Source organism: Cupriavidus sp. KK10 (genome assembly GCF_018223725.1).
GTDB lineage: Bacteria > Pseudomonadota > Gammaproteobacteria > Burkholderiales > Burkholderiaceae > Cupriavidus > Cupriavidus necator.
This window is the reverse complement of sequence record NZ_CP073677.1, coordinates 3725132-3751848: the sequence shown is the minus strand read 5'-3', so window position 1 is coordinate 3751848 and position 26717 is coordinate 3725132. Positions and strand designations below refer to the sequence as shown.

Here is a 26717-nt window from a genome sequence, read left to right as displayed (position 1 = left end):
CAGCCGCACGCCTGTACGCGTCTGCCGCCGTCCCATGGCCGCATGCCGATGCGCGTCGCCGGAGCCTGCCAAGCTGACGACAGGTGACATCCATGACAACCGACAAAGACTGCGTGGCGCAATTCGACGCCGCCACCGGCACACGCACCACCAACTCCTTCGCCTGGGCCACGCCCCTCTTCGTGCTGCTGTGGAGCAGCGGCGCCATCGCCGCCCGGCTGGCCCTCGACCACGCCACGCCCTTCGCCTTGCTGACGCTGCGTTTCGCGCTGGTCTGCGCCGTGCTGGGCGCGATCGGCCTGGCCAGGCACCGCCAGCTGCCGCCGCGCGGCGAGCGGCTGTACACCGCCGTGACCGGCCTGCTGCTGATCGGCGGCTACTCCGTCTTTTACTTCCTTGCGCTCGACCACGGCATGACACCCGGCGTGCTCGCCACCGTGCTTGGCGCCCAGCCGATGCTGACCCTGCTGCTGACCGAGCGGCGCTTCAGCGCCGCACGCATGGCGGGCCTGGCCTTCGCGCTCGCCGGGCTGGCCATGGTGGTGGCGGACAGCCTGCTGCTGGCCAGACTGTCGCTGGCGGGCATGCTGTGCGCGCTGGCCTCGCTCGCCAGCATGACCGTCGGCGCCATCCTGCAGAAGCGCATCACGCGTGCACCGGCTGAAGTGCTGCCGCTGCAGTACGGCGCGAGCCTCGCGGCCTGCCTGCTGTGCCTGCCGTTCCAGCCCTTCGCCTTCGATGCTTCGCTGGCGTTCGCTGCGCCGTTGCTGTGGCTGGCACTGGTCATTTCGATCGGTGCGACGCTGCTGTTCTACCGCCTGATCCGCGCGGGCAACCTGGTCAACGTTACCAGCCTGTTCTACCTGGTGCCGGCGGGTACGGCGGTGCTCGACTACCTGCTGCTGGGCAACCGCATGGCGCCGCTGGCGATGGCGGGAATGGGGGCGGTGCTGGCGGGGTTGGGGGTGGTGTTCAGAGGTGGGCGGGGATGAGGTAGAGGAAGAAGGAGCGAGCCTGGCCCGCAGGCTATGCCTACCGCTGCTTCACCTCCACCCGCACTTCATCCTTGCCCACGGTAATCGCCCCCGGCTCCACATCCTTGCCGCCGACGCGCAGCTCCTCGGGCTTGAAGGTGTAGACCGGATAGTCCTTCAGCAGCTGCTGCGCAACCACGGCGCCGATCGCATTGAGTTGTTCGCGGTATTGCCCCATGCCGGCAACTTCCACCTGCTGCACGGTCGGGTTGTCTAGCAGCACCGCGCGCTTGGCCGGGTCATAGCGCACGCCGCTGTTCAGCGCGAGCTTGCCGTCTACCGGCGGGGAGGGCAGCAAGGCGTTGGTCAGGCGTGCGTCGACGTGGGTGGTGACGCGGTTGTTGGCTTCGTCCAGCACCAGCCGGGGATGGCTGAGCTGCACGCTGACGACTTCGGCGTAGCGCAGCGTGGCGGGGAAGCGCTGGTCCAGGGCGGTCTGCAGTTCCTGCCGGGAGAGGGAGTACTCGCCGGTCCAGATGTTGTAGCCGGCCAGCGCCGAGGAGGCACCAGCGACGCAGGCGGCGGCAATCAGCAGGGAAGGTTTCACACGCATGTGGCGGATGGGGCGCGCCTGTCGAGGGCGGCGATGGATGGGTCAGCCTGTCAGACCGCGCGGGCGGGGTGGCGTTCCGTCACATCGGCGATCGGCCCGCGTCCATCAGTAGTGCGGCGGGATTTCCTGCTGGGGATCGGCTTCGGCCGCGGTGGTGGCGGCGCTGCGCACCTGCTGGTACAGCGCGCGGAACTGTTCCTGCAGCAGGTCGATCTGCTGCTGCTGGCGCGCCACGGTGCTGTTCAGGGTATCAAGCAGGTCTTCCTGGAAGGCGAGCTTGATTTCGAGTTCGTTGATGCGATCGTCCATGGCGTGGTTTCTCCGGCAGGCGGCGCATTGTAAGCCTATCGGCCCACATGGCGCTCCGCCGGCCGGGAAACGGCGTTACATCTTGCTTACTTCGGTGCCGTCAGCAGCATCCACATGATGCCGAAGCGGTCGGTGACCATGCCGAACTGCTCGGCGAAGAAGGTCTTGTCCAGCGGCATCACCACCTGGCCGCCTTCCTTCAGGCCGTTGAAGGCTTTTTCGACCGCGGCCTTGTCCGGGTAGTTGATCGACAGGCCGAATCCCTGGAAGTTGGGCTGGTTCGAGCAGCGGCCGTCGGAGGCCATGATCACGCTGTCGCCGATCTGGAACTCCATGTGCATGACCTTGTCTTCGGTGCCGGCGCCGGGCTGGCACCCCGGGCTGGCCTTGTCGGCCTCTGGGTTTTCCTTGAACGTCATCCGCATGTTGACCTTGGCGCCGAGAATCTTCTTGTAGAACTCAACGGCTTCATCGCAACGGCCTTCGAAAAACAGATAGGGTTGGACTTGCATGACAACTCCTGTAGGTAGGCCGCCGCTCGGGCGGCCGTGGATATCGGCATGGCGCGCGAATCAGGCGGCGCGCTGGCAACTGGCGCACGCTCTTGTGTACGCCGTCCACAATACCTTAGCAAAGAAAATGGACGCCGTCCACATCAAGTGAGTGGAGTGTGTGAGGACCGGGTGGCGGGCGGGAAGCCCACGGTGCTGCACTAGAATGGCCGCGACACCACCAGCGCCAATCCCTTCGACCGTCCCGACCTAAGCGGAGTTGCCTTGCGTTACGAACTGACCGACCTGCGCCTGTTCCAGGCCATTGCCGATGCGCAAAGCCTGTCAGGTGGCGCTTCGGCCACGCATATCACCGCGTCGGCGGCGAGCTACCGGCTGAAGAACCTGGAGCACGCGATGGGCACGCCGCTGTTCGTGCGCACCGCGCGCGGCATGGAACTGACGCCCGCCGGTGAAACCCTGCTGGTCCATGTGCGCGAACTGCTGCTTGGCGTGGAGCGCATGCATGGCGAGGTGGGACGCTTTTCTGCCGGGCTGAAGGGCAATATCCGGCTGCTGGCCAACAGCAGTTCGCTCAACGGTTTCATCATCCCGAGCGTGAGCCGCTTCCTGCTGGCCAACCCGGATGTGAACATCGACCTGGAGGAGCGCGCCAGCCAGTCGATCCTGGCGGCGGTGGCGGCGCACGAAGCCGATGTCGGCATCCTGGCGGGAGATTTCCAGACGGGCGGCGAAGCCACCGGCGTGCGCTCGGTGCGCTATGCGCGCGACGAGCTGATCCTTGCGGTGGCCGCGGATCACCCGCTGGCGCGCGAGCCTGAAGTGCGTTTCGGCGCGGCGCTGGCCTTCGACTTTGTCTGCATGAGCCGCACCAGCAGCAACTTCCTGTTCCTGCGCGACATGGCGCAGCGCGCGGGCAAGGGGCCCAACGTGCGGCTGCATGCGCACAGCTTCGATGCGGTGCTGTCGCTGGCCGAGGCCGGCGTGGGGGTGGCGCTGGTGCCGCGCAGCGTGGCGGCGCAGGCCTTGCGTGAGGCGCGCGTGGTGGGGGTGCGGCTGGCAGAGCCGTGGGCCCTGCGCGAACTGAACCTGATCGTGCGCGCCGACGGCAAGCTGCCGGCGTTTGCCGAGGCCTTTGCGCAGTTCCTGCTGAACGATCCGCGCGTGGTGGCCACGCGCGAAGGCGGCGCCGTCGCGGCCACGGCGCCGTAAGCACTTCCCCGCGCTTCAGCGCTTGCGGTTCAGGAAGGTGGCCATGTGCTGCTGCGGCTCGCCGGTGTCGAAGGCGCTGCCGAACTCGGTCACGCTGTTGTTGATCGACACTTCCAGCGGCGCATCTTCCCACTCGCGCAGCAGGCGCTTCTGCTGACGCACCGCGACCGGGCCGAAGCCGGCCAGCAGCGCGGCCACGCGTTCGATTTCCAGGTCCAGCTCCGCCAGCGGCACCACGCGGCTCACCAGCCCCCACTGCAGCGCCTCGGCGGCATCGGAGATCTCGCCCGTCAGCAGCATCCATGCCGTGCGCGCATTGCCGATCAGGCGCGGCATCAGCGCGGCGTGGATCACCGACGGGATGCCGACCTTCACTTCCGGCATGCCCAGCTGCGCGTTGTCGGCGGCGATGCGGATATCGCACGCCAGCGCCAGTTCCAGCCCACCGCCCAGGCACCAGCCCGGCATGCGCGCGATCACGGGCACCGGCAGGTGGCGCACGGCGTCGCACAGGCGGCGCAGGCCGCTGATGAAGGCCTCGGCGCTGGCGCGGTCCAGCGCGGCCATTTCCTTGATGTCGGCACCGCCGACAAAGCCTTTCTCGCCGGCGCCGCGCAGCACCAGCACGCGTACCGCGTCATTGCCGGCCAGCGCTTCGATGGCGCGCGTGAGCGATGCGATCACCGGCGTGCTCAGGATATTGAGCGAGCCCGCCTCGCGGATGGTGACGGTGGCGATGCCGCGCGCGTCGATCTCGACGCCGGCGTGCGGTTCTTGCTGAAGTGCGCTCATGTCGTTCCTTGTGGCTTACTGGAGCCTGGTGAAGTGGATGTCCTCGACGACTTGCTTCCAGTGCGCATTCTGCGCCCGGATCAGGTCGCCGAAGGCCTTGCGCGATGTCGGTGCCGGGACCGCGCCTTGTTTCTCGATGGCGGCGATCACCTCCGGCTCGGCCAATACCTGGCGCACGGCGTCGTTGAGCTTGTCGAGGATGGCAGCGGGCGTGCCCGCCGGTGCGCCCAGGCCGAACCACGACGGGTTGTTCATCGCCGGCAGCCCGGCCTCGGCATAGGTCGGCACATTGGGCAGCACCTTCAGGCGCTGCTTCGCGGCGACCGCCAGCGGCTTCAGGCGCCCACCCTGGATCAGGCCCGACGACGATGGGATATTGTCGAACACCACCTGGATCTGGCCCGCCACCGCATCGTTGAGCGCCGGGCCCAGGCCCTTGTACGGCACGTGCAGCATGCGCGTGCCGGTGGCGTTCATGAACAGCTCGCCGTTCATATGGCTCAGTCCGCCGTTGCCGGACGAGCCGAACGAGTACTTGCCGGGGTTGGCCTTCAGCAGCTTGATGAACGACTGCAGGTCCGTGGCCGGGAACGCCGGGTTGACCACCAGCACGTTGGGCACGTCGGCCAGGTTGCTGACCGGAGCGAAGTCCTTGACCGGGTCATAGGCGGTCTTCAGGTAGACATTGGGGTTGACCGCGTGCGAGCTCTCCACCTCCATCACCAGCGTGTAGCCGTCGGCCGGCTGCTTGGCCGCGTAGGCGCTGCCGACCGCGCCGCCGGCGCCCGGGCGGTTCTCGACCACCACCGGTTGCCCCAGCACCGGGCCCAGGCGCGTGCCGACGATGCGCGCGATGATGTCGGTGGTGCCGCCGGCGGCATAGGGGACGATCATCTTGATCGGCCGGTCGGGATACGCGCTTGCATGCGCGGCGCCGCTTGCGCATGCAGCCAGCAGCGCGATGGCGGTGAAGGTTGGTTTCATCGGTGTCTCCGTGTCAGTGTTTTCGGTCTTGTGGGTCGCTGCGCGCCGTTCAGCCTGCCGGGCTGTGTTCGCCCAGCAGCGGCGGCGGTGGCAGCGCCAGGTCGTGCCCGGCCAGCATCGGGTTGCGCACCATGGGCACTTTGCCCATGACGGGGTGTTCGGCCACCTGCATCAGCCCGCGGTGTTGCACCTGTGGGTGGGCGAAGACTTCATCCATAGTGTGGATCGGCCCCCAGGGCACGCCGGCCGCATCGAAGGCATCGGTCCACGCAGCGCGCGTGCGTGTGGGGAATAGATCGGTCAGCACGGCGCGCAGCGCGGGCAGGTGCTCAATGCGCGCGGAGTTGGTGGCGTAGCGCGGGTCCTGCGCAAGATCCGGCATGCCGGCCACGGCGCAGAAGCGCGCGAACTGGCGGTCATTGCCGATCGCCAGGATCAGGTGGCCGTCGGCGCAGCGGAACACTTCATAGGGCGCGCAGTTGGGATGGGCATTGCCGCTGCGCTGCGGGTTCTGGCCCGACACCAGGTAGTTGGCAGCCTGGTTGGCGTTCATCGCCACTGCGACATCGAGCAGCGCGATATCCAGGTGCGCACCCAGCCCGGTCGCCTGGCGCTGGTACAGCGCGGCCAGGACGGCGGAGGTGGCATACATGCCGGTGCTCAGGTCGACCACGGCGACGCCGGTGCGCAGCGGCCCGGCGCCGGGCGTGCCGTCGGGCTGGCCGGTGTAGCTCATCAGCCCGCCCATGCCCTGGAACACATAGTCATAGCCGGGTTTGTCCGCCATCGGCCCGCTCTGGCCGAAGCCGGTGATCGACAGGTAGACCAGGCGCGGATTGATCGCCTTGAGCGTGTCGTAGTCCAGCCCGTAGCGGCGCAGCGTGCCGACCTTGTAGTTCTCGACCAGCACGTCGGCCTCGCGCGCCAGCTCACGTACCTGCGCGGCGCCCTCGGGCGTGCCATAGTCGATCGCGACCGAGCGCTTGCCGCGGTTGCAGCAGATGAAGTAGCCAGACAGGCGCTGCGTGTCTCCGCTGCCCTCGGGCGCTTCCAGGTAGGGCGGGCCCCAGCCGCGGGTATCGTCGCCGCGCTCCGGGTGCTCGACCTTGGTCACCTCGGCGCCCAGGTCGGCCAGGTTCTGGGTACACCAGGGACCGGCCAGGATGCGCGACAAGTCCAGGACCCGGACTCCTTCCAGGGCGCGATGCAGCATGACGACTCCGCTTTCAGACAACAGTGCGGCGGAGTATAGGGAGGGGCCCAGGCGCGAACCAGTCGAGAGTTTTGAAAGGCGCGTTCGCGGGATTTGAATGGTCCGGCGGGCCCGGATGCAGGTGGCGCCGACGCCCCCGCCAGTCCCGGCGTTTGGCGCGTGGGCGCTGCCGTGTCACAATTCGCGTTTGGCACTGACTCGGCACGTGACTCGGCCGGCCGCGTCGCCGTGCTTCCCGCCGCCCCGGCGCGCGTATTGGAAGCCCGCCCAAGAGCCGACAAATTCACTTAGATTTTCTGGCGATGACTACCATCCTTCAGCACATTCCTTCCGGCCAGCGCGTCGGAATCGCCTTCTCCGGCGGCCTTGACACCAGCGCGGCGCTCCTCTGGATGCGCCAGAAGGGCGCCGTCCCCTACGCCTACACCGCCAACCTGGGCCAGCCCGACGAGCCCGACTACGACGACATCCCCCGCCGCGCCAAGGCCTACGGTGCCGAGGAAGCCCGCCTGGTCGACTGCCGCACGCAACTGGTGGCTGAAGGCATCGCCGCCATGCAGTGCGGCGCGTTCCACATCTCGACTGCCGGCATCACCTACTTCAACACCACCCCGATCGGCCGTGCTGTCACCGGCACTATGCTGGTTGCCGCAATGAAGGAAGATGGCGTCAACATCTGGGGCGATGGCAGCACGTTCAAGGGCAATGACATTGAGCGTTTCTACCGCTACGGTCTCCTGACCAACCCCGGCCTGCAGATCTACAAGCCGTGGCTGGACCAGCAGTTCATTGACGAACTGGGCGGCCGCGCCGAGATGTCGGAGTTCATGCGCCAGAACGGCTTCGACTACAAGATGTCGGCCGAAAAGGCATACTCGACCGACTCCAACATGCTGGGCGCCACCCACGAGGCCAAGGACCTGGAGCACCTGGATTCAGGCATCCGCATCGTCCAGCCGATCATGGGCGTGCAGTTCTGGCGCGATGACGTGGAAGTGAAGCGCGAAGAAGTCACCGTGCGCTTCGAGGAAGGCCAGCCGGTCGCGCTGAACGGCCAGACCTTCGCCAACAGCGTCGACCTGTTCATGGAGGCCAACCGCATCGGCGGGCGCCATGGCCTGGGCATGAGCGACCAGATCGAGAACCGCATCATCGAAGCCAAGAGCCGCGGCATCTACGAAGCCCCGGGCCTGGCGCTGCTGTTCATCGCCTACGAGCGCCTGATCACCGGCATCCACAACGAAGACACCATCGAGCAGTACCGCGACAACGGCCGTCGCCTGGGCCGCCTGCTGTACCAGGGCCGCTGGTTCGACCCGCAAGCCATCATGCTGCGCGAAACCGCCCAGCGCTGGGTGGCGGGCGCCATCACCGGCGAAGTCACCATTGAACTGCGCCGCGGCAACGACTACTCGATCCTGAACACCACCTCGCCCAACCTGACCTACAAGCCGGAACGGCTGACCATGGAGAAGGGCGAGTCGATGTTCACGCCGCTGGACCGGATCGGCCAGCTGACCATGCGCACGCTGGATATCGTCGACACGCGCGAGAAGCTGCAGACTTATGCCAAGAGCGGCCTGCTGTCGACCAAGGTCAGCGCCTCGCTGCCGAAGCTGGAAGACTGAGCTTCGCCGCGCCTCGCCTGACGGCGGGCCAGCGAGAAACCGGCACCTTCGGGTGCCGGTTTTTTTTGTCTCGGCGTTTTCCCCAGCTGTCCCGGAATGTCAAACGTACGTCCCGGAATATCAAACCGCGCGGTCCCGATCGCCAGATACTGCCTGCGCTCGTCACCCTTCGGCGGCGGGCTGTGAACGCACGGCGGCGCGAAGACCGCCGGTCTGCTTCCGGAGACGCCCATGTCCAGACCCCGCCTTGCCCTTGCCGCAGAGTCGGCCACGCCGGCCCTGCCGGCTGCTGCCGGACCGCGCTATGCGTGGCTCGTCTTTGCGCTGACGTTCGCGCTGCTGCTGTCGGACTATATGTCGCGCCAGGTGCTCAACGCGGTGTTTCCGCTGCTGAAGGCCGAATGGCAGCTCGGTGATACGGAGCTGGGCGCGCTCGGCGGCGTGGTGGCGCTGATGGTGGGCGTGCTCGCGATTCCGCTGTCGCTGCTGGCCGACCGCTGGGGACGCGTGCGCAGCCTGATCCTGATGGCGGCGCTGTGGAGCCTGGCCACGCTGGGCTGCGCGGTGGCGGACAGCTTCGGCCAGATGTTCCTGGCGCGGCTTTGCGTTGGCATCGGCGAGGCGGCGTATGGCAGCGTGGGTATCGCGGTAGTGGTGTCGGTGTTCCCGCGCCATCTGCGCGCCAGCCTCAGCGCGGCCTTCATTGCCGGCGGTGCCTTCGGCTCGGTGCTTGGCATGGGGCTGGGCGGTGTCCTGTCGGCCCACTTTGGCTGGCGCATTGCCTTTGCCGGGATTGCCGGCTTCGGCCTGGTGATGGTGGCGCTCTACTACCTGACCATCAGCGAGCATCGGCTGCGCGGGCTCCAGCAACGCGTGAGCGCGGCCAACGGCGACGCGGCGGTCCCGGCCCGGCAACTGGAGCCGCGCCGGATCGTGCGCGAGCTGCTGACGGTGCCTTCCATGCTCTGCGCCTGCGCCGGCAGTGCGCTGCAGCTGCTGGTGATGGCGGCGCTGCTGGGCTGGCTGCCCAGCTTCCTGTCGCGCGACTACGGCATGGCGACCGGACGCGCCGGCGTGGCTGCGGCAATGCTGGTGCTGATGGCCGGCGTGGGCATGGTGGCCTGCGGAGCGCTGACCGACCGCGTGGCGCGGCGCGTGCCCGCGCGCAAATGGCAGATGGCCATCGCCTACAGCGTGATCTGCTGCGTCTTGCTGATGACGGCGTTCCGGCTGCCCGCGGGCCATGCGCAGCTGGTGCTGATCGGCGCGGGCATGCTGGTGGTGGGCGGCACCGCCGGCCCAGCCAGCGCGATGGTGGCCAACCTGACGCGGCCTGCCATCCATGCGACCGCGTTTGCCACGCTGACCCTGATCAACAACCTGCTGGGGCTGGCACCGGGTCCGTTCCTCACCGGCGTGCTGGCCGACCACATCGGCCTGACCGGCGCGCTGCAATGGATTCCGCTTGCCGGTGCGGCCGCGGCCCTGCTGTTCTGCCTCGGCCGCCGGCGCTATGCGGCGGACCTGCGCCGCCTGGATGGCCACGCTGTGCCTGACGTTGTTCCTGCCTGACTCCTTCCAATCCGACCATGACTGCTACACCCACCCACACTGTCCTGATGGTGCCGGGCCTGCGCGACCACGTCGCCGAGCACTGGCAAACGCTGCTGCAAGCCGAACTGCAGGCGCAGGGGCGCGACGTCCGCTGCGTGCCGCCGCTGGAGCACGACAAGCTCAGTTGCGCGGCCCGCGTCGCCGCGCTCGATGCCGCGCTGGCGGACATCGACAAGCCGGTCGTGCTGGTCGCGCACAGCGCCGGCGTGATGATCACCGTGCACTGGGCGGCGCGGCACCAGCGCCGAATCCTGGGCGCGCTGCTGGTGACGCCGCCGGATTTTTCGCAGCCGCTGCCGCCCGGCTATCCGGCGCAGGACACGCTGGTGCAGGGGGGCTGGCTGCCGACGCCGCTCGCGCCCTTGCCGTTCCCCAGCCTGGTTGCTGCCAGCGGAAACGACCCACTGGCCAGCCATGCGCGTGTCGCGGAGATGGCCGCCGCATGGGGCAGCCGGCTGGTGGACCTGGGCAACGTCGGCCACCTCAACCCTGCCGCGGGCTACGGCCCGTGGCCGCGTGCCCATGACTTGCTGGCGGAGCTGGGCACCCTGGTCACGCACGATTCGTGACCCGCCGCGTCCGCGGCACAACAAAAGAATCCGGCCGCAAAGGCCGGGCAACCAAGGAGGAGATGAATGAAAACCAGAAGCACCGTGATGGCCTTGATGCTGGGCTGCCCGCTAGCGGCCGCCGCGCAATCGTCCGTCACGCTGTATGGCGTGGCGGACGTCAACGTCGAATACGTGAACCACGTCGGCGCTGTGCCCGTTGCCACTAACGGCTTCAACCCAGGGCCGGGCGACAAGGTGTTCCGGATGGCGTCGGGCGGGCTGTCCGGGTCGCGCTGGGGCCTGCGCGGCGCGGAAGATCTTGGTGCGGGATGGCAGGCGTCGTTCGTGCTGGAAAGCGGTTTCAGCCTGGACAACGGCACCATGCAGCAGAGCGGTCGCCTGTTCGGCCGCCAGGCCTTTGTCGCCCTGCAGCACGCCGGCATCGGCCAGCTCAGCCTGGGCCGCCAGTACACGTCGATCTTTGAAGCGCTGGCGAACTTCTCGCCTACCGCCTACGCCACGCAATATGAACCGGTGGTGCTGCAGGCGGGCGCCAATTTCCGCGAGGACAACACGGTCAAGTACACCGGCCAGTTCGGCCCGCTGACGGCGCGGGCGCACTGGTCGTTCGGCGCCGGGCTGGCGCTGCCGCAGACTGTTGGTATTGCCACCCCGATCGGCGGCAATGGCGAAGTGCCCGGACAGTTCCGGCGCGACACCGCCTACGGGGCCTCGCTGGCGTATGCCACCGGGCCGTTCGGCGCCACCATCGGCTATGACCAGTGGAACCCCACCATCGGCACCAGCAATGGCACCGTGCGCAAGGCCGTCGTGGCGGCCAGCTACGCCTTTGGCCCGGCCAAGATCATGGGTGGCTATCGCTGGGGTCAGAACAAGAATGCCGCCGACGTGGTGATCCAGCGGGACGACTACTACTGGATCGGCGCCAACTATCAGGTCACCCCGGCCGTGGGGCTGACGCTGGAGTACAACTACGACAATGTCAGGAGCCTGTTTGGCAATACGGAAGTGGCCAATCCGTGGCAGGTTGCCTTTGTCGCCAACTATGCGTTTTCGCGGCGCACGGATGTGTACCTGTCGACGGCCTATGCTCGCAATGCCGGCCTGATGCTGGAGTCGCTTGCCACGGTCTATGCCAACAGCCTGTCGCTGGGCAACAGCTATGCCGCGGCCAACGGGCAGCGCAGCATGGTTGGCGTGGCTTTGGGGATGCGGCACAAGTTCTGAGTGCGCCGGGAGACCGGCAAGGAGTAGGTGGTGAAAGTCCACTACGATGAAGGAATAGCGAACCACATCGGCCCCGAGCCGTGCGCAGGCTACCGTGAGGTGGTCGGCGAAGCGTCGGTAGGGGAGCGTGTGGGCCAGCCATTGAGCCGCGATAGTTGTGTTGTTCCGGGTGCCGACGCGGTTCAGAACGCGGAAGGCAACATGAAGGGGCGCGTGAACGCGAGTGCCTCGACGACCCGGCGTGGTCAAAGACCCTGGCACGCACGGACGCTCCTTGCGCGGGAACCGGGAGGTCTCGCGTCTGGCCAGTCGCAGCATGGGCTGGTCCGCATCGGGAAGGCGAGGAGCCGTAGCCGATGATGAACGGACGGGAGAAGTCAGACTCCGCCGTAGTAGCGAAGAAACCTGCGAACAACGCCGGGAGACCGACTGCGGAGTGGGTGGAGCGAAGGGCGGGGACCAAGGGGAACACGGGTCAATCCAACACGTGCCGGGCACAGAACCGGGTAAGCGTGCCACAGGGATTGGTACGTGTACGTCAAGCTGCAAGGCAGCGGAAGAAGGAGCGGTTCACCGCGCTTCTGCACCACGTCACGGTCGACCGGCTTCGGGAGTCGTTTTATGCGCTCAAACGCAACGCGGCACCAGGAGTGGATGGCATGACGTGGCGGTACTACGAAGCGGGACTGGAAGAGCATCTTCAGCGTCTGCACACGCAGGTACTCAGCGGAGCGTATCGGGCACTGCCCGTTCGGCGGCAGTACATACCCAAGCCGGACGGCAAGCAGCGCCCATTGGGGATTGCCGCACTGGAAGACAAAGTCGTCCAGCGCGCGGTGGTTGAAGTGCTAAATGCGATCTACGAGGAAGACTTTCTCGGTTTCTCGTACGGGTTCCGACCCGGACGCAGTCAGCATGATGCGCTGGACGCGTTGGCAACGGCCATCATCCGCACCCCGGTGAACTGGATTTTAGACGCCGACATCCGGAGTTTCTTTGACTCGGTCAGCCAGGACTGGCTGGTTCGATTCGTGGAGCATCGGATCGGCGACGAGCGCATCATTCGTCTTGTGCGGAAATGGCTCAAGGCGGGCGTTTTGGAGAATGGAGAACTGAGCGTCAGTGAAACAGGTACACCGCAGGGGTCAGTGGCGTCGCCACTGTTCGCGAACGTGTATATGCACTACGTGTTTGATCTCTGGGCCAACCGGTGGCGACGGCGGGAAGCTAAAGGCAACGTCATTATTCTGCGGTACGCAGATGATGTTGTGGTTGGCTTCGAGCACGAAGCTGACGCGCGGCGCTTCTGGGACGCGATGCGACAGAGGCTGGAGGAGTTCTCGCTTGTGCTTCATCCGGACAAGACGAGGTTACTGGAGTTTGGTCGCAACGCAGCGGCCAACCGCCAGCGTCGAGGTCTTGGCCGACCGGAGACCTTCGCCTTCCTGGGTTTCATCTTTATCTGCGGACGATCGCGTCGGGGTGCCTTCCAGTTGCAGAGGAAGACCCGAGGTGATCGCATGCGGGCGAAGCTCAGGCAGATCAAGGAGGACCTGCGGCGGCGCATGCACGAACCGATTCCTGCGCAAGGAAAATGGCTCAGGCAGGTGGTGCGCGGATACTTCGCGTACCACGCAGTACCAACGAACTCGCGAGCACTCGGCGCCTTCCGTTTACCACATTGTTGACCTCTGGCGGCGGGCGCTCCGGCGCCGCAGCCAAAAGGATCACATGACGTGGACGCGGGTCGAGCGGATCGCGGATGCCTGGCTCCCACAGCCTCGAATCCTTCATCCATGGCCCGACCGGCGCTTTGACGTCAAACACCCGAGGTAGGAGCCGTATGCCCGAATCGGGCTCGTACGGATCTGTGCGGGGGGTGCTCAGTAATGGGCATTCCTACCGCGATTCCGGGCTTAGCGGCCCGCCCGATGCTCGTCTTCGCCGCCGCGCCGCTTGTGCGCCGGCGGCTTTTCTATTGCGCCGCCTGCGCACGCCTCGCCGACACGCTGCATCCAATACGCTCGCTGAACCACCGCGAAAACGCGCTCAGTCAGCAAGCCGCCCACCGACGCCGCGGGAATGCGGATATCGGGATCGAGCAGGACCGAGCGGTTGATCTTTGCCGCCCTCAGCTGCTGGTATGGATCCAGCCCCAGCGAACGCGCGACTTCCACGTAATTGGTCAGGCTGGCACTGCGCAGATAGTAGGACATGGGGGCAGATTCCGTGCTTTCCCTGGGTGTCCCGAAATGTAAATCTAATGTCCCGGATCGTCAAATTGCGAGCAGTCGTTCGCCGATACTCCAACCACTATCCAACCGGAGCCATCCGTGCAATTCCTTGACGATTCCCTGCACCCCGAGAACATGGACAAGGTGGTGATCACCGTGGCCCCGTATGGCCCGGAGTGGATGCCGCAGGACTTTCCCGAGGACATCCCCGTCACCATGGAAGAACAGGTCCAGAAAGCCGTCGACTGCTACAACGCCGGCGCCACGGTGCTGCACCTGCACGTGCGCGAACTCGACGGCAAGGGCTCCAAGCGACTGTCTAAGTTCAACGAGCTGATCGCCGGCGTGCGCGCCGCGGTGCCGGACATGATCATCCAGGTCGGCGGCTCGATCTCGTTTGCGCCGGAAGACGACGGCCAGGCGGCCAAGTGGCTGTCCGACGACACCCGCCACATGCTGGCAGAGCTGGAGCCCAAGCCCGACCAGGTGACCGTGGCGATCAACACCACGCAGATGAACATCATGGAGTTGCTCTATCCGGAATACCTGAAGGGCACCTCGCTGGAACACCCGGCCTATCAGGCCGCCTATCGCGAGATGACGGTGCCGGCCGGTCCGGGCTGGGTTGAGGAGCACCTGCGCCGGCTGCAGGCGTCGGGCATCCAGCCGCATTTCCAGCTGACCGGCATGCACGCGCTGGAAACGCTGGAACGGCTGGTGCGCGCCGGCGTCTACACCGGCCCGCTGAACCTGACCTGGATCGGCATCGGCGGCGGCTTTGATGGCCCCAACCCGTTCAACTTCTTCAACTTCGTGCACCGCGCGCCGGACGGCTGCACGCTGACCGCGGAGTCGCTGCTGAAGAACGTGCTGCCGTTCAACATGATGGCGATGGCGATGGGCCTGCACCCGCGTTGCGGCATCGAAGACACCATCATCGACCAGTACGGCAACCGCATGACCTCGGTGCAGCAGATCGAGCAGTGCGTGCGCGTGGCGCATGAACTGGGCCGCGAGATCGCATCGTGCAAGGAAGCCCGCGAGATCTACCGCATCGGCACCTGGTACGACAGCGCTGACGCCACGCTGGAAGCCAATGGCATGGCGCCCAACCGCAAGGCGGGGCAGAAGAACCTGCCGCTGCGCGCAGCCGCCTGACCCTGGCCGCGGGGCCGGCATACCGGCCGGCCCTTGCCATGCACTACCGGAGTTCGTGATGCATCACCCTGACGCCCTCATCAATCCCTGCATCAACATCTGCCGCATGGACCTCGCCAACCGCTATTGCCAGGGCTGCGCCAGGACACGGCTGGAAATCGGGCGCTGGGCGCAGATGAGCGAAGCCGAACGCGCGCAAGTGCTGGCGGCGGCGCCGGCCCGCCGCGGGCAGCGTGCCGCTACGGGCGCTCTGTCATGAGCCAGCCCGCCTCCCTCTTCATCCAGGTCGGGTTCGACCTGGTCTGCCCCTGGTGCATGATCGGCAAGCGCCATCTTGAAACAGCGCTGGCGCAGCTGGCCCAGCAACGGCCCGATGTAGCGGTCACGGTCGAATGGCGCAGCTGTCCCCTGTTTCCGACGCTGCCGCCGGCCGGCATCCCCCAATCGCAAGTTCAGACTGGCGCGGCTTGGCAGCGCCGAAGCCGTGGCGCTGCGGCAGGCGCAGGTATGCGCCGCGGCGCGAGAGGCCGGCATCACGCTGGAACCCGACCGCATCGAGGTGCTGCCGAACACCGTGCTTGCGCATCGCCTGATCCGGTATGCGCGCCAGGCTGGTGGCGAAGCGGCCGCATCCGCGCTGATCGACTGGTTGTTTGAAGGGTACTTCCTGCGCGGTGAGGACCTCGGCGATCCGCGCGTGCTGCACGCGGCAGCATCGCCTGTGCATGCCGATGCCGCAAGCGGCGGCGCCGGCCATTGCGCAAGACCTGGCGTGGCTGCCGCCGCTGCATGGCGAGGAGGTGCCGCTACCCAATCCCGGCCTGGGCGTGCCGCGCTTCGTGATCAACGGTGCGCCGCCGATCGCCGGCGCCAGGCCGCCGCGTGCCTTGCTGGAGGCAATGCTCCGGGCGCTGGCCCGCGCGTCTCCCGCTTCCCCACACCTGCCAGGCATCGCGCTCACCACACGGTGACGCCATGCCGGCAACGCTGGACAGAAGATCCATACTACATAAGGGAGACAACATGCCCACCCACCCTACATTCCTGCTGCGCATCGCCGCCGTGGCTGCCGGCCTGGCGCTGGCGGCCCCCGCTGCCATGGCCTGGACCAGCAAGCCGGTCCGGATGCTGGTGCCCGCCCCCGCGGGCGGCACCATGGACGTGCTCGCCCGCCTGCTGGCAGACCAGCTGTCGGCGGACCTTGGCCACCCCGTGGTGGTCGACAACAAGCCGGGCGCCGGCGGCGGCATTGCCATCACCACCATGCTGGCCGCGCCCGCCGATGGCCAGACCATCATGGTCACCGCCAGCAATGTGCTGACCGAGATCCCGCATGTGCTCAAGCAGGGGTTCGACCCGCTGAAAGACGTCAGGCCCATCGCCGCCGTGGCGCGTTCGCGCATGGTGATGATTGGCGCGCCTGGTCTGCCGGCCAAGGACCTGAAGAGCCTGGTCAGCTACGCCCGGGCCAATCCGGGCAAGCTCAGCTTTGCCTCGTACAGCGCCGGCACCGCTTCGCACTACGCCGGCATGATCATGAACCAGAAGGCCGGGATCGACTTGCAGCATGTGCCCTTTGCCGGTTCCGCGCCGGCGCTGACGCAGGTGATGGGCAATCAGATCGCGGTGATGTACGACGGCATGGTGACCTCGCTGCCGATGATTCGTGCCGGCAAGGTGCAGGTCTATGCCGTGGCGTCGAAAAGCCGCTCGGCGCTGCTGCCGCAGGTGCCGACCTTTGCGGAATTGGGCTACCCCGACATGGACTTCAGCAACTGGGTGGGCGTGATTGCGTCGTCGAAGCTGTCGCCCGAACTGGCCGAGAAGATCCACGCGGCTGCCTACAAGGCCGCGGCTTCCGCCAAGGTGCGTGACCGGATGAAGGCGCTCGGCTATGAGCCGTTGTCAGCGCAGCCCCTGCCGCAACTGAGCGAATCAGTGCGCGCGGAGTTCGAGCGCAATGCCGGCATCGTCAAGGCGTTCAATATCCAACCCTGAGTCCGTTCCCGGCAACGCAAAAGGGCAGCCTCATCCGAGGCTGATGTCGCGATGGCTGTAGCACACGCCCTTGGGATCGCCGGTGGTGCCCGTCGTGTAGAAGGTGACCGCGCGGGTGTTCTCGTCGAATTCGGGGAAGTCGAAGTCGGACGAGGCCGCGCTCAGCAGGGCCTCATACTCGCCGCCGAACGGCAGTGATGTCGGCGGAACGTGCTGGCCGTCGGCCAGCAGGACAAAGCTGCGCACGCTGGTCAGCTGGCAGCGGATCTCTTCCATCACCGGCAGGAAGTCCGGATGGAGCAGCACCACCTCGGCGCCGGAATCGTTCAGCGTGTACAGGATCCGCTGCGCCGACAGCCGCACGTTGACCGACCTGTCCCGGGCCCGGCTCGCCCGCTTCATGTGTTCGTAGCGCAGCACTTCGGGGCCGCCGGTCTCGTATATGCGGACAACATTTGCCATTGTCTTGTCTCCTGGAGTCTCGTTGGTGCGGAACACGCTGCACATGCAGAGAACTGTAGGGATTGCTGCCCCGGCCGGCGTTGCATTGACTCCCGATGACTTTGCATTTCATGCCATGCGGCCCTATGATCGCTGCTGCGGCGGGCAGACCGCGCCCCCGATTGACATCTCATCGCAAGGCAACGCTGGCTTGGAAACCCTGATACGTGCTGCCGCACTGACCAACTTCCTCGAGGTTTCGCGCGACCTCGGCCTGGACCCGCAGCCGTTGCTGCGCCAGGCGCGGCTGCGGCGGGCCTGGCTGGACGATCCCGACCAGCGCGTCCCGGTCAGCGCCTGCGTGGCGCTGCTGGAAGCCGCCGCGCAGGCGTCGGCCTGCCCGACCTTCGGGCTGCGCATGGCGGAGTCGCGCCAGCTGTCGGACTTTGGCGTGATGAGCCTGCTGATCAGCCAGCAGCCCACGCTGCGTGCCGCGCTGGCCACCACCATCCGCTACCGGCACCTGGTCAACGATTCGGTGGCGCTGTTGCTTGAGGATGCCGGCAGCGCGGTGGTCATCCGGCAGGAAGTGCTCAGCGACGCGCCTTCGCGGCAGGCCACTGAGCTGGCCATCGGTGTCGTCTTCCGCATGTGCGCGCTGCTGCTGGGCCCGCGCTGGCAGCCGATCGGCGTGAGCTTCACGCATGCGGCGCCGGCCGACCTGCGCATCCATCGCCGCCTGTTCGGTTGCCCGCTGGAATTCAACGCGGACAGCAATGGCATCATCTGCCGCGCCGCCGATCTCGACGCGCCGAACCCGACGGCGGACCCGGTCATGGCACGCTACGCGCAGCAGTTCATCGACACGCTGCCCCGCGCCAACCCGCAGTCCGTCGGCCATGAAGTGCGCGCCGCGATCTACCTGATGCTGCCGATGGGCCGCGCCACCTGTGAAGCCGTGGCGGAAGGCCTGGGCCTGAGCCTGCGCACCATGCAGCGCCAGCTCGACGACGCGGGTGAGACCTTCACGGAGATCCTGAACGACGTGCGGCGCGAACTGGCGCGACGGTACGTGGAGAATCCGCGCTATTCGCTGCTGCGGGTGTCGCAGTTGCTGGGGTATGGGTCGGCCAGTTCGTTTACACGGTGGTTTTCGGCGCAGTTCGGGATGGCGCCGGCCAACTGGCGCAGGGATCATGCGGCGGGGTAGCGGGAAAAGGCGTCAGCCTGGTGGACGGGCCCGGCGTGCTGGCACCTGGTCCTGCTTGCAGCTTCCCAGTGCCTCTTCCAGGAACTGCATCAGCGCCTGCACGCGGGCCGTGCGTCCCCGTCGCGAAGGAACCAGCAGCGTCACCGGTGCGCTGTCGAATTCCCAGTCTACCAGCACGCGCACCAGCACGCCGCGCGCCACCGCGTCGGCGGCGTCCCATTCCGAGCGCAGCACCGGTCCCAGCCCCTGTTCGGCCCAGGCCCGCGCCACGCTGCCGTCATTGCTGGTGTAGGCCGGCACCACGCGCACGCTCTCGCGCGCTGATGCACGTCGCCGGGTGCCAGCCCGGCGCAAGCGCCAAAGCGTCACGTCCTCGTCATTCTCGCGGATGCAGATACAGGCATGCTCGAGCAAGTCGCGCGGCACGGCGGGCGTGCCGCGCTGGCGCAGGTAGGCAGGGCTGGCGCATAGCCAGCGCGTATTGGACGCAAGCGTGCGCGCAATCCAGGACGAGTCGCGCACGGCGCCGATATGGATGACGGCGTCCGAGTCATGCCGGTCGGGCCAGGGCGTTTCGCGTAGGTCAAGCTGCAGGCGCAGGCCGGGATGCAACTGGGCTAAGCGCGCCAGCAGCGGGGCCACATGGTGGGGCCCGTACCCGAACGGCGCGGCAATGCGCAGCGTGCCCGTCAGCCGGCTGTCCTCGCGCCGGAACGATTCAGGCAAGGCGTCGAGCTGTGCCAGCAGGGACGCACCCTCGCGCGCGAAGCGCTCACCCTCCGGCGTCAGGCTCAGCCGCCTGGCGGTGCGGGTCGCCAGCGCCAGGCCCAGTGTCGCCTCACCAACGACAACATCCTGATTCCTCCGCCACGCTGCGCAGCCTGGAAACGCCTGCGGCAGTGATCGACACCCCGCGCATGCTGCGCAATATCCACCGCATGCAGGCGCGCATGGATGCGCTCGGCGTGCGCTTCCGTCCGCATGCCAAGACCAGCAAATGCACGCCGGTTGTGCGCGCGCAGATCGATGCGGGCGCGAGCGGCATCACCGTCTCCACGCTGAAGGAAGCCGCGCACTTCTTCGACGCCGGCATCACCGACATCCTCTACGGCGTGGGCACGGTGGCGAGCAAGCTGCCCCAGGCGCTGGCGCTGGCGCTGCGCCGCCGCGGCTGCGACCTCAAGATCCTGACCGACAGCGTGGAGTCCGCCCGCGCCATCGTCGCCTTCTGCAACGCACACCGCGAGGCCTTCGAGGTCTGGATCGAAATCGATACCGATGGCCACCGCTCCGGCATCCTCCCCGACGACCCCGCGCTGATCGACGTGGCGCGCGTCCTGCATGATGGCGATGTGCGCCTGGGCGGGGTGATGACGCACGCCGGCTCCAGCTATGACCTGGACACGCTCGCGGCGCTTGCGGCCATGGCCGAGCAAGAGCGTGCCGGCTGCGTGCGCGCCGCCACGCGGCTGCGCGAGGCGGGCCTGCCGTGCGCGGAGGTCAGCGTGGGCTCGACCCCGACCGCGCTGTCGGCAGCCAGCCTGGAGGGCGTGACCGAGGTGCGCGCGGGGGTCTATGTGTTCTTTGACCTGGTCATGCGCAATGTCGGCGTCTGCACCGAAGACGAGGTGGCGCTGAGCGTGCTGACCACCGTGATCGGACACCAGCCGGAAAAGGGCTGGGCCATCGTCGATGCCGGCTGGATGGCCATGAGCCGCGACCGTGGCACGCAGAAGCAGAAGCACGACTTCGGCTACGGCCAGGCCTGCGCCATCGACGGCACCGTCATGCCCGGCTACGTTCTCAGCGGCGCCAACCAGGAGCTCGCGCCAAGGCACGGCTGATCCGGATATCGCTGCACGCTTGCCCGTCGGCACGGTGCTGCGCATCCTGCCCAACCACGCCTGCGCCACCGGGGCGCAGTTTCCCACCTACCACGCCATTGCCGAGGATGGCGCGGCCACCGAATGGAGCCGTCTGCATGGCTGGTAAGCACAACGATGAACACGGGGCGGTACGCACAGTCAGTCCCGCTTCGCTCGCCGCACCAGGCGGCCACTACAGCCATGCCACGGTCGCCGGCGGCCTGGTCTTTATCTCCGGCCAGTTGCCGATTGCACCGGACGGGCACAAGCTGGTCGACGCGTCGTTCGCCGCACAGGCGCAACAGGCGCTGGCCAACGTCGAGGCCGCACTGCTTGCCGCCGGCAGCAGCATCGCGGCGCTGGTACAGGTGCGCGTCTACGTGGACACGATGGACAACTGGCCCGCCTTCAACGCGATCTACGCCGCATGGGCTGGCGACGCGCGGCCGGCCAGGGCCGTGGTGCCCACCGGCCCGCTGCATTTCGGGCTGAAGGTCGAGGTGGAGGCTGTGGCGGTTGCGACCGTCAGCCCGGCGTCACCGCCTGGCGGCCTGCTTCGCGCAGCGCCAGCTCGGCATCCTTGATGTTGTCCAGCGGCGCGAGAACGGCCGCATCGAATGGCCGTACCGGCTGACCCTCGCGCACCAGCACCGGCCAGTCCGGATTCGCAAGGGCGCCGCGACCGAGCGCGACCAGCGTGGCGCCATCGTCCAGCAGGCCGGTCGCGCGCGATGGCTCATGCAGGCTGCCGTTGGCCACGATCGCGAGCCCGGGCGCGGCACGGCGTGCAAGCTGCACCAGCGTCGCGCCGTCGTCCGCGAAGGCGGGCATCCATGCCTCGTACTCCGTCACGTGGAGGTAGTCCACGGCGCTCGCCCCAAGCGCGGAGAAAACGGCGGCCGCGCCCTCCGCGCCTTCCGGCCACTTGTGGACGAAATCGTTCACCTTGCCTTGCGAGATGCGCACGCCGACGGGGAAGCCCGTACCCACGGCAACGCGCACCGCGCGGACGGTTTCCAGCGGCAGGCGCATGCGTTTCGCGATGCTGCCGCCCCAGGCGTCCTGGCGTTGATTTGTATAGCCCGTCAGGAACTGGTCCAGCAGATAGCCATTGGCACCGTGGATTTCAACGCCGTCGAAACCCGCGTCACGGGCCAGCCGGGCGGCCTGCGCAAAGCCTTCGATGGCCTGCAGGATGTCTGCCTCCTCCATGGCGCGCGGCATCCGGTATGGACCCTTGCCGGCATACACGGTCATCTGCTGCCCCTTGGGCTGCACGGCCGAGGGCCCGACCGTGTCGTCGCGGAAGCGGTTGGCTTGCGACAGCGCACCGGCATGCATCAGCTGCGCCACGATGCGCCCGCCCTGCTGGTGGACCGCGGCAACGACCTGGCGCCAGGCGGCGACTTGCTGCGCGTCCGTCAGACCGGGCTGGCCCGCATAGCCCTGGGCGTAGGCACGGTCGGTATAGATGCCCTCCGTGACGATGAGGCCAAAGCCGCCGCGGGCGAAGCCTGCGTAGTAGCGGGTCATGGCCTCGGTGGGAACGCCTGTGGCGGTGGCGCTGATGCGCGTCATCGGCGCCACCGCGAGCCGGTTGCGCAGCGGCACGCCGTTCAGCGCCAGCGTATCGAACAGCGAGGGGGTGGCGGGCGTGGTCATCGCGCAGCCTCTGTGGCCAGGGCGATGGCTTCGATCTCGATCTTCGCGTCCGGCGAGTAGAGCGCCGAGACCTCGACGATGGTGTCGGCCGGATAGGGGGCAGAGAACCATTTGCGGCGCAGTTCGACGATCTTCGGGAAGTGTGCCATCGACGTCAGGAAGATCGTCACCTTCACCACGCGGTCCAGCCCCGAGCCGCCCGCCTGCAGCGCGCGCCTGAGGTTGCTGAATGCCTGCTCGGCCTGGGCATCGAAGTCGTCACGGCCCACGATGGCGCCATCGTCGCCCACCCCGGCCTGGCCGGAAACAAAGAGGAAGCCGCCGGCCCGGATGGCTTGCGAAAGCAAATAGGGGGCATAGGGGTCGGGTTTGGTGTGGACTTGTTCCAGTGGCATTGCTGACTCCGGTAGATGATTTAGTAGAATTCACCTGATCGCCTGAGGGGCCATCCGATAGGTCGAGTATCGGAGCGGGACGAGGCAGCGACAAATGGTCGCTTTTCAGTCGATACATGAATACATCTCATCTAAGGAGGAGGCTTGCGCAAACTGCCGCCCCTGAGTGCCCTGCGCACCTTCGAAGCCGCCGCCCGGCGCGCCAGCTTCAAGCACGCGGCGGACGAACTGCACGTCACGCCGACGGCGGTCAGCCACCAGATCCGCTTGCTGGAAGAGAGCCTTGGCGTGAAGCTGTTCGAACGCCAGACCCGCAAGGTGCGCCTGACGCCTGCCGGGCATCAGTTGTTCCCCGCGGTGCGGGACGGCCTGGACGGGATGGAGCGCGCCGTGCTGGCGGTGCAGCGCAGCGGACAGACCAACGTTGCCACGCTGACATCGACGGTTGCCTTCATGGCCAAGCGGCTGGCACCACGTGCCGGCCAGTTCCGCGCGGCCTACCCTGACTGGACGCTGCGCCTGGATGCGTCGGACCAGATCGTCGACCTGGACAACGATGCGGACGCTGCCATCCGCTACGGAAGCGGCGACTACCCGGGCCTGGTGGTCGAGCCGTTGTTCTGCGACCGGTTTGCGCCGGTCTGCAGCCCGGGCCTGAAACTGGCCAGCATGCAGGATCTGAAGCACGCCACGCTGGTGCACTTCGAGTGGGGCGCCGGCGCACGCGATAACGAGCGCGCGCCGGTCTGGCGCCAGTGGCTGGCGCACGCCGGCGTCGAGGTCACCGATCCGCATGCCGGCCTCAGCTTTACTGACGAGATCCACGCCGTGCAGGCCACCATCGCGGGGCAGGGGGTCGGCCTGCTCAGCCTGACGCTGGTCGCGGAAGAGCTGGCCTCGGGCGTGCTGGTGCAGCCGTTCGGGCTGTCGCTGGAGAGCTTCCGCTATGACCTTGTCTACAGCGAGCGCGCCGCGGAGCGTCCCGCCACGCGGCTGCTGAGGGACTGGGTGAAGACGGTGTTCGCCGGTTAAGGGCTGGGCTACTGTTTGCCGTTCCCTCCGGCGTACACTGTGGCTCCCGATCTCCGTAGACCCATATCCATGCCTGCCCTGCGCACCCTCTATCCTGAAATCGAGCCCTATGAAACCGGCACGCTGGATGTCGGCGACGGGCATGTCATCTACTACGAGCGAGTGGGCACGCCCGGTGCCAAGCCGGCGGTGTTCCTGCATGGCGGGCCGGGTGGCGGGATTTCCGCGGACCACCGGCGGCTGTTCGACCCGGCGCGCTATGACGTGCTGCTGTTCGACCAGCGCGGCTGCGGGCGTTCGACGCCGCATGCGGGGCTGGAGGCCAACACCACGTGGCACCTGGTCGACGATATCGAGCGCCTGCGCGTGCTGGCCGGCGTGGAGCGCTGGTTGGTGTTCGGCGGCTCATGGGGCTCGACGCTGGCACTGGCCTACGCGCAGAAGCACCCGCAGCGCGTCAGCGAGCTGGTGCTGCGTGGCATCTACACGGTGTCGCAGGCGGAGCTGGATTGGTATTACCAATACGGCGTGTCCGAGATGTTCCCCGACAAGTGGGCGCGTTTCCAGGCGCCGGTGCCCGAGGCCGAGCGCGGCAACATGATGGCCGCCTACCGCAAGCTGCTGACCGGTGACGACCAGGACAAGCAGGTGGAAGCGGCGCGCGCATGGAGCGTGTGGGAAGGCGAGACCATCACGCTGCTGCCGGACGCCGGCAACAGCGCCAAGCATGACGACGGGCACTTTGCGCTGGCGTTCGCGCGGCTGGAGAACCACTACTTCACGCACCGCTGCTGGCTGGAAGACGGGCAACTGCTGCGTGACGCGCACAAGCTGGCCGACATCCCCGGCGTGATCGTGCACGGCCGCTATGACATGCCGTGCCCGGTGCGCTATGCCTATGCGCTGCACCAGGCGTGGCCCAATGCCGATTTTCACCTGATCGAAGGCGCCGGCCATGCGTGGACCGAGCCGGGCATCATGGACCAGCTGATTGCCGCGACCGATCGCTTTGCGGCGCAGCAGTAGTCGCGCGCCGACCACCACCGAAGATCACCACCGGAGACCACGATGGAGCTTTACGCCCACCCGTTTTCATCCTATTGCCAGAAGGTTCTCGTTGCGCTGTACGAGAACGCCATTCCCTTCGAGTTCAGGATGCTGTCGCCAGAACACGCGCAGAACATGGACGAACTCGCCAGGCTGTGGCCGCTCAAGCGCATGCCGGTGCTGGTGGACGGCAGCCGCACGGTGCTCGAATCGAGCATCATCATCGACTACCTGGACCGGCATCACCGCGGCCCCGTGCGCTGGCTGCCGGAGTCGCCCGACGCCGCGCTGGAAGTGCGCATGCTCGACCGCTTCTTCGACCAGTATGTGATGACGCCGATGCAGCGCATCGTGGCCGACTACCTGCGCCCGGCGGAGCACCGCGATGCTTATGGCGTGGCCGAGGCACGCAAGTTGCTCGATTCGGCCTACGCGTGGCTTGAGTCAACGCTGGCCGGCCGGGAATGGGCCGCGGGTGACGCCTTTACGCTGGCCGATTGCTCGGCCGCGCCGTCGCTGTTCTATGCGGACTGGGTGCATCCGATCCCCGATGCGTGCGGCAACGTGCGCGCCTACCGCAACCGGCTGCTGGCGCGGCCATCGTTCGCGCGCGCGGTGGACGAGGCACGGCCCTATCGCCGGCTCTTCCCGCCGGGTGCGCCGGACCGGGACTGACGGGCAAGCTCAGGCAGCGTCAGCCCGATCTGCGCCGCCATGGCGCGATAGCCCGCGTCGCCGGGATGCAGGTGGTCGCCGCTGTCGAACGCCGGCAGCAGCGCCTGCGGGCGCGCGGGATCGCGCACCGCGGCGTCGAAATCCGCCACCGCATCGAACGCGCCGCCGTTGCGGATCCAGTTGTTGACCGCCAGCCGCACCGCTTCCTTTCCCGGGCTGTCATAGCCGCGGATCGGCGTATCGCGCAGCGCCCCCGCAAACGGCGTGATGGTGGCGCCGATCACGCGCACGCCGCGCGCATGGGCGCGCGCGATCAGGCGGCGGTAGCCCTCGATCAACTCGGCGGCCTGCGGCACCGCATCGCCCGGTGCAAAGGTGGAGCCCGGCCAGGCGATATCGTTGATGCCGATCGCCGCGATCACGGTGCGCACGTGCGGCTGGCTCAGTGCGTCGCGATCCAGCCGCGCCAGTGCGGACACCCCCATGCCATCGCGCAGCAGCCGCCCGCCGGAGATGCCCGCATTGAGCACAGCCACGCCGTTGCCGGCCGCACGCTGTGCCAGCACGTCCGGCCAGCGGCGGTTGGTGTCGGGGGTGGAGCCGTTGCCTTCGGTGATCGAATCCCCGACGGCCACCACGGCACCGGTATACCCGGGCGCATCGACCTGCACCTCGCTGAGCAGGATGCGCGCGCTGAACGACTGCGGCGCAGGCAGCGTGGCCTGCGTGGTCGCGTTGCCGGCCGCGAGCCACGCGGTCTGGCGCCCATCCCAATGGAACGACTCGATCGCGGTGGCTTGCGGCAGGTAGAGGCTGAGTGCCAGTTCGCCCAGCGCCGGGGCGTCGATGGCGACCGGATCGCTTGCCACGGACTGGCCCGCCGGGATGATCACCGACGCGCTGCCGCCGAACGTCACCGCGCGGCTGCCCGCCGCATCGATGCTGCCGCCGCCGGCATGGCGCGCGAGTTGCGCCGCGCCGACCGCGACCGGGTGGCGGCCGTAGGGGTTGGACAGCACCACGCGCACGCGCTTGCCGCCCACGCTGAGCCGCACCACCTGGCGCAGCGTCTGGCCGGACAGCACCGTGGGCACGCCGGTCGGCAGCGGCTGGGCGCCGGGCTGCCACACCGGCTGCTGGCTTGCCATCCAGCTGGTCAGCCAGGTTGGGTCCTGCAAGGGGCTGGCCAGTGCCGCGGTGCTGGCGAGGGTGGCGGAGAACGTCAGCGCAGTCAGGCAGCGCAGGATGCGGGGAATGCGGAACATGGGTTTGCCTCGGCTCGTGGACCGGCGTTGGTGCCGGGATGACGCCCAAGGTAGGGCATTCCAGAAATGACAGGTAGCAGGCAGA

25 protein-coding genes and 5 pseudogenes are annotated in these 26717 nt (G+C 67.5%); 18 read left to right on the top strand and 12 right to left on the bottom strand.

All coding sequences use genetic code 11. From position 1 onward, the window contains the following. The first annotated feature begins 92 nt into the window (after nucleotides 1–92). A complete protein-coding gene (locus KB879_RS17585) occupies nucleotides 93–992 on the top strand; it encodes a DMT family transporter (protein ID WP_211979503.1) in 900 nt (299 codons plus the stop codon). A 40-nt stretch (nucleotides 993–1032) separates the two neighbouring features. On the opposite strand, the gene KB879_RS17580 is transcribed toward KB879_RS17585, so the two are convergent. The 3 genes from KB879_RS17580 to KB879_RS17570 all read right to left on the bottom strand — a co-directional run bounded on the left by KB879_RS17580 (nucleotide 1033) and on the right by KB879_RS17570 (nucleotide 2408). Continuing rightward, on the bottom strand, nucleotides 1033–1587 hold the full coding sequence (locus tag KB879_RS17580) for a DUF1439 domain-containing protein (RefSeq protein WP_013954058.1): 555 nt from the start codon (nucleotides 1585–1587) through the stop codon (nucleotides 1033–1035). 105 nt (nucleotides 1588–1692) lie between these two features. Continuing rightward, nucleotides 1693–1896, bottom strand: coding sequence for a SlyX family protein (locus tag KB879_RS17575; RefSeq protein ID WP_010811191.1), 204 nt, complete (start codon nucleotides 1894–1896; stop codon nucleotides 1693–1695). 86 nt (nucleotides 1897–1982) lie between these two features. Continuing rightward, nucleotides 1983–2408 carry a VOC family protein gene (locus KB879_RS17570; protein ID WP_013954057.1) on the bottom strand — a complete coding sequence of 142 codons (426 nt, stop codon included), beginning with the start codon at nucleotides 2406–2408 and terminating at the stop codon, nucleotides 1983–1985. 264 nt (nucleotides 2409–2672) lie between these two features. Here KB879_RS17570 and KB879_RS17565 point away from each other — a divergent pair, with 264 nt between their 5' ends. Continuing rightward, nucleotides 2673–3620, top strand: a complete 948-nt coding sequence (locus KB879_RS17565) for a LysR family transcriptional regulator (RefSeq protein ID WP_011617941.1) — start codon at nucleotides 2673–2675, stop codon at nucleotides 3618–3620. 15 nt (nucleotides 3621–3635) lie between these two features. On the opposite strand, the gene KB879_RS17560 is transcribed toward KB879_RS17565, so the two are convergent. Genes KB879_RS17560 through KB879_RS17550 form a run of 3 tightly spaced genes read right to left on the bottom strand, consistent with a single transcriptional unit; the run spans nucleotide 3636 to nucleotide 6609 of the window. Next, on the bottom strand, nucleotides 3636–4412 hold the full coding sequence (locus KB879_RS17560; protein ID WP_013954055.1) for an enoyl-CoA hydratase: 777 nt from the start codon (nucleotides 4410–4412) through the stop codon (nucleotides 3636–3638). A 15-nt stretch (nucleotides 4413–4427) separates the two neighbouring features. Further along, entirely contained in the window at nucleotides 4428–5396 is a 969-nt protein-coding gene (locus tag KB879_RS17555; protein WP_211979502.1) for a tripartite tricarboxylate transporter substrate binding protein, read from the bottom strand. Nucleotides 5397–5445: 49 nt separating this feature from the next. Next, on the bottom strand, nucleotides 5446–6609 hold the full coding sequence (locus tag KB879_RS17550) for a CaiB/BaiF CoA-transferase family protein (protein ID WP_211979501.1): 1164 nt from the start codon (nucleotides 6607–6609) through the stop codon (nucleotides 5446–5448). A 302-nt stretch (nucleotides 6610–6911) separates the two neighbouring features. On the opposite strand from KB879_RS17550, the gene argG reads away from it, so the two are divergent. From argG to ltrA, 5 genes and pseudogenes are all read left to right on the top strand, one after another. Next, nucleotides 6912–8237, top strand: a complete 1326-nt coding sequence (gene argG / locus KB879_RS17545) for an argininosuccinate synthase (RefSeq protein ID WP_013954052.1) — start codon at nucleotides 6912–6914, stop codon at nucleotides 8235–8237. A 231-nt stretch (nucleotides 8238–8468) separates the two neighbouring features. Further along, entirely contained in the window at nucleotides 8469–9809 is a 1341-nt protein-coding gene (locus KB879_RS17540; RefSeq protein WP_013954051.1) for an MFS transporter, read from the top strand. A 17-nt stretch (nucleotides 9810–9826) separates the two neighbouring features. Continuing rightward, a complete protein-coding gene (locus tag KB879_RS17535) occupies nucleotides 9827–10420 on the top strand; it encodes an alpha/beta hydrolase (RefSeq protein WP_211979500.1) in 594 nt (197 codons plus the stop codon). 66 nt (nucleotides 10421–10486) lie between these two features. Continuing rightward, nucleotides 10487–11650, top strand: coding sequence for a porin (locus tag KB879_RS17530; protein WP_211979499.1), 1164 nt, complete (start codon nucleotides 10487–10489; stop codon nucleotides 11648–11650). A 359-nt stretch (nucleotides 11651–12009) separates the two neighbouring features. Beyond that, nucleotides 12010–13486: pseudogene (gene ltrA, locus KB879_RS17525) on the top strand (group II intron reverse transcriptase/maturase). A gap of 218 nt (nucleotides 13487–13704) precedes the next feature. On the opposite strand, the pseudogene KB879_RS17520 reads toward ltrA, so the two are convergent. Further along, nucleotides 13705–13866, bottom strand: a pseudogene (locus KB879_RS17520) (AraC family transcriptional regulator); the annotation flags it as partial. Nucleotides 13867–13983: 117 nt separating this feature from the next. Here KB879_RS17520 and KB879_RS17515 point away from each other — a divergent pair. The 5 genes from KB879_RS17515 to KB879_RS17500 all read left to right on the top strand — a co-directional run bounded on the left by KB879_RS17515 (nucleotide 13984) and on the right by KB879_RS17500 (nucleotide 17040). Continuing rightward, a complete protein-coding gene (locus KB879_RS17515) occupies nucleotides 13984–15042 on the top strand; it encodes a 3-keto-5-aminohexanoate cleavage protein (protein WP_013954046.1) in 1059 nt (352 codons plus the stop codon). Nucleotides 15043–15100: 58 nt separating this feature from the next. Continuing rightward, nucleotides 15101–15301 (top strand): DUF1289 domain-containing protein, encoded by a 201-nt coding sequence (locus tag KB879_RS17510; protein ID WP_013954045.1) that lies wholly within the window; start codon nucleotides 15101–15103, stop codon nucleotides 15299–15301. Next, nucleotides 15298–15699, top strand: coding sequence for a DsbA family protein (locus KB879_RS40405; RefSeq protein WP_330995910.1), 402 nt, complete (start codon nucleotides 15298–15300; stop codon nucleotides 15697–15699). Before KB879_RS17510 ends, KB879_RS40405 begins: the two co-directional genes overlap by 4 nt. Nucleotides 15700–15767: 68 nt before the next feature. Next, a complete protein-coding gene (locus KB879_RS39400) occupies nucleotides 15768–16013 on the top strand; it encodes a hypothetical protein (protein ID WP_228772797.1) in 246 nt (81 codons plus the stop codon). 52 nt (nucleotides 16014–16065) lie between these two features. Next, nucleotides 16066–17040 carry a tripartite tricarboxylate transporter substrate binding protein gene (locus tag KB879_RS17500; protein WP_211979498.1) on the top strand — a complete coding sequence of 325 codons (975 nt, stop codon included), beginning with the start codon at nucleotides 16066–16068 and terminating at the stop codon, nucleotides 17038–17040. 36 nt (nucleotides 17041–17076) lie between these two features. Here KB879_RS17500 and KB879_RS17495 read toward each other — a convergent pair. Next, a pseudogene (locus KB879_RS17495) lies at nucleotides 17077–17412 on the bottom strand (AMP-binding protein); the annotation flags it as partial. A gap of 280 nt (nucleotides 17413–17692) precedes the next feature. On the opposite strand from KB879_RS17495, the gene KB879_RS17490 reads away from it, so the two are divergent. Then, nucleotides 17693–18691: an AraC family transcriptional regulator gene (locus KB879_RS17490; RefSeq protein WP_153956940.1), complete on the top strand. Its 999-nt coding sequence runs from the start codon at nucleotides 17693–17695 to the stop codon at nucleotides 18689–18691. Nucleotides 18692–18703: 12 nt separating this feature from the next. Here KB879_RS17490 and KB879_RS17485 read toward each other — a convergent pair. Further along, nucleotides 18704–19531: pseudogene (locus KB879_RS17485) on the bottom strand (LysR substrate-binding domain-containing protein); the annotation flags it as partial. 77 nt (nucleotides 19532–19608) lie between these two features. On the opposite strand from KB879_RS17485, the pseudogene KB879_RS17480 reads away from it, so the two are divergent. Further along, nucleotides 19609–20683, top strand: a pseudogene (locus KB879_RS17480) (alanine racemase). After that, on the top strand, nucleotides 20673–21140 hold the full coding sequence (locus KB879_RS17475; protein ID WP_153956942.1) for a RidA family protein: 468 nt from the start codon (nucleotides 20673–20675) through the stop codon (nucleotides 21138–21140). The pseudogene KB879_RS17480 and the gene KB879_RS17475 overlap by 11 nt, the downstream one beginning before the upstream one ends. Here KB879_RS17475 and KB879_RS17470 read toward each other — a convergent pair. Together KB879_RS17470 and KB879_RS17465 are read right to left on the bottom strand one after the other, a co-directional pair. Continuing rightward, complete coding sequence (locus KB879_RS17470) at nucleotides 21082–22218, bottom strand: NADH:flavin oxidoreductase (protein ID WP_211979497.1); 1137 nt, start codon at nucleotides 22216–22218, stop codon at nucleotides 21082–21084. The two genes, KB879_RS17475 and KB879_RS17470, sit on opposite strands and share 59 nt — an antisense overlap. Further along, on the bottom strand, nucleotides 22215–22613 hold the full coding sequence (locus KB879_RS17465; protein ID WP_013954035.1) for a RidA family protein: 399 nt from the start codon (nucleotides 22611–22613) through the stop codon (nucleotides 22215–22217). Before KB879_RS17465 ends, KB879_RS17470 begins: the two co-directional genes overlap by 4 nt. A gap of 144 nt (nucleotides 22614–22757) precedes the next feature. On the opposite strand from KB879_RS17465, the gene KB879_RS17460 reads away from it, so the two are divergent. From KB879_RS17460 to KB879_RS17450, 3 genes are all read left to right on the top strand, one after another. Further along, nucleotides 22758–23645 (top strand): LysR substrate-binding domain-containing protein, encoded by an 888-nt coding sequence (locus KB879_RS17460; RefSeq protein WP_013954034.1) that lies wholly within the window; start codon nucleotides 22758–22760, stop codon nucleotides 23643–23645. A 69-nt stretch (nucleotides 23646–23714) separates the two neighbouring features. After that, nucleotides 23715–24671, top strand: a complete 957-nt coding sequence (pip, locus tag KB879_RS17455) for a prolyl aminopeptidase (protein ID WP_153956944.1) — start codon at nucleotides 23715–23717, stop codon at nucleotides 24669–24671. A gap of 42 nt (nucleotides 24672–24713) precedes the next feature. Further along, the gene (locus KB879_RS17450; RefSeq protein ID WP_211979496.1) at nucleotides 24714–25367 is read left to right on the top strand and encodes a glutathione S-transferase family protein; all 654 of its coding nucleotides are present in this window, start codon (nucleotides 24714–24716) and stop codon (nucleotides 25365–25367) included. Here the strand turns inward: KB879_RS17450 and KB879_RS17445 are convergent. Further along, nucleotides 25325–26632 (bottom strand): SGNH/GDSL hydrolase family protein, encoded by a 1308-nt coding sequence (locus KB879_RS17445; RefSeq protein WP_211979495.1) that lies wholly within the window; start codon nucleotides 26630–26632, stop codon nucleotides 25325–25327. The two genes, KB879_RS17450 and KB879_RS17445, sit on opposite strands and share 43 nt — an antisense overlap. Nucleotides 26633–26717 lie beyond the last annotated feature (85 nt).

What these genes read in the sequence shown, in the direction of transcription:
- pip (WP_153956944.1), top strand. Translation starts at nt 23,715, where the DNA reads ATGCCTGCCCTGCGCACCCTCTATCCTGAAATCGAGCCCTATGAAACC.
- KB879_RS17540 (WP_013954051.1), top strand. Translation starts at nt 8,469, where the DNA reads ATGTCCAGACCCCGCCTTGCCCTTGCCGCAGAGTCGGCCACGCCGGCC.
- KB879_RS17475 (WP_153956942.1), top strand. Translation starts at nt 20,673, where the DNA reads ATGGCTGGTAAGCACAACGATGAACACGGGGCGGTACGCACAGTCAGT.
- KB879_RS17560 (WP_013954055.1), bottom strand. Translation starts at nt 4,412, where the DNA reads ATGAGCGCACTTCAGCAAGAACCGCACGCCGGCGTCGAGATCGACGCG.
- KB879_RS17470 (WP_211979497.1), bottom strand. Translation starts at nt 22,218, where the DNA reads ATGACCACGCCCGCCACCCCCTCGCTGTTCGATACGCTGGCGCTGAAC.
- KB879_RS17580 (WP_013954058.1), bottom strand. Translation starts at nt 1,587, where the DNA reads ATGCGTGTGAAACCTTCCCTGCTGATTGCCGCCGCCTGCGTCGCTGGT.
- KB879_RS17550 (WP_211979501.1), bottom strand. Translation starts at nt 6,609, where the DNA reads ATGCTGCATCGCGCCCTGGAAGGAGTCCGGGTCCTGGACTTGTCGCGC.
- argG (WP_013954052.1), top strand. Translation starts at nt 6,912, where the DNA reads ATGACTACCATCCTTCAGCACATTCCTTCCGGCCAGCGCGTCGGAATC.
- KB879_RS17570 (WP_013954057.1), bottom strand. Translation starts at nt 2,408, where the DNA reads ATGCAAGTCCAACCCTATCTGTTTTTCGAAGGCCGTTGCGATGAAGCC.
- KB879_RS17510 (WP_013954045.1), top strand. Translation starts at nt 15,101, where the DNA reads ATGCATCACCCTGACGCCCTCATCAATCCCTGCATCAACATCTGCCGC.
- KB879_RS40405 (WP_330995910.1), top strand. Translation starts at nt 15,298, where the DNA reads ATGAGCCAGCCCGCCTCCCTCTTCATCCAGGTCGGGTTCGACCTGGTC.
- KB879_RS17500 (WP_211979498.1), top strand. Translation starts at nt 16,066, where the DNA reads ATGCCCACCCACCCTACATTCCTGCTGCGCATCGCCGCCGTGGCTGCC.
- KB879_RS17445 (WP_211979495.1), bottom strand. Translation starts at nt 26,632, where the DNA reads ATGTTCCGCATTCCCCGCATCCTGCGCTGCCTGACTGCGCTGACGTTC.
- KB879_RS17530 (WP_211979499.1), top strand. Translation starts at nt 10,487, where the DNA reads ATGAAAACCAGAAGCACCGTGATGGCCTTGATGCTGGGCTGCCCGCTA.
- KB879_RS17535 (WP_211979500.1), top strand. Translation starts at nt 9,827, where the DNA reads ATGACTGCTACACCCACCCACACTGTCCTGATGGTGCCGGGCCTGCGC.
- KB879_RS17575 (WP_010811191.1), bottom strand. Translation starts at nt 1,896, where the DNA reads ATGGACGATCGCATCAACGAACTCGAAATCAAGCTCGCCTTCCAGGAA.
- KB879_RS17450 (WP_211979496.1), top strand. Translation starts at nt 24,714, where the DNA reads ATGGAGCTTTACGCCCACCCGTTTTCATCCTATTGCCAGAAGGTTCTC.
- KB879_RS17465 (WP_013954035.1), bottom strand. Translation starts at nt 22,613, where the DNA reads ATGCCACTGGAACAAGTCCACACCAAACCCGACCCCTATGCCCCCTAT.
- KB879_RS17585 (WP_211979503.1), top strand. Translation starts at nt 93, where the DNA reads ATGACAACCGACAAAGACTGCGTGGCGCAATTCGACGCCGCCACCGGC.
- KB879_RS39400 (WP_228772797.1), top strand. Translation starts at nt 15,768, where the DNA reads ATGCCGATGCCGCAAGCGGCGGCGCCGGCCATTGCGCAAGACCTGGCG.
- KB879_RS17555 (WP_211979502.1), bottom strand. Translation starts at nt 5,396, where the DNA reads ATGAAACCAACCTTCACCGCCATCGCGCTGCTGGCTGCATGCGCAAGC.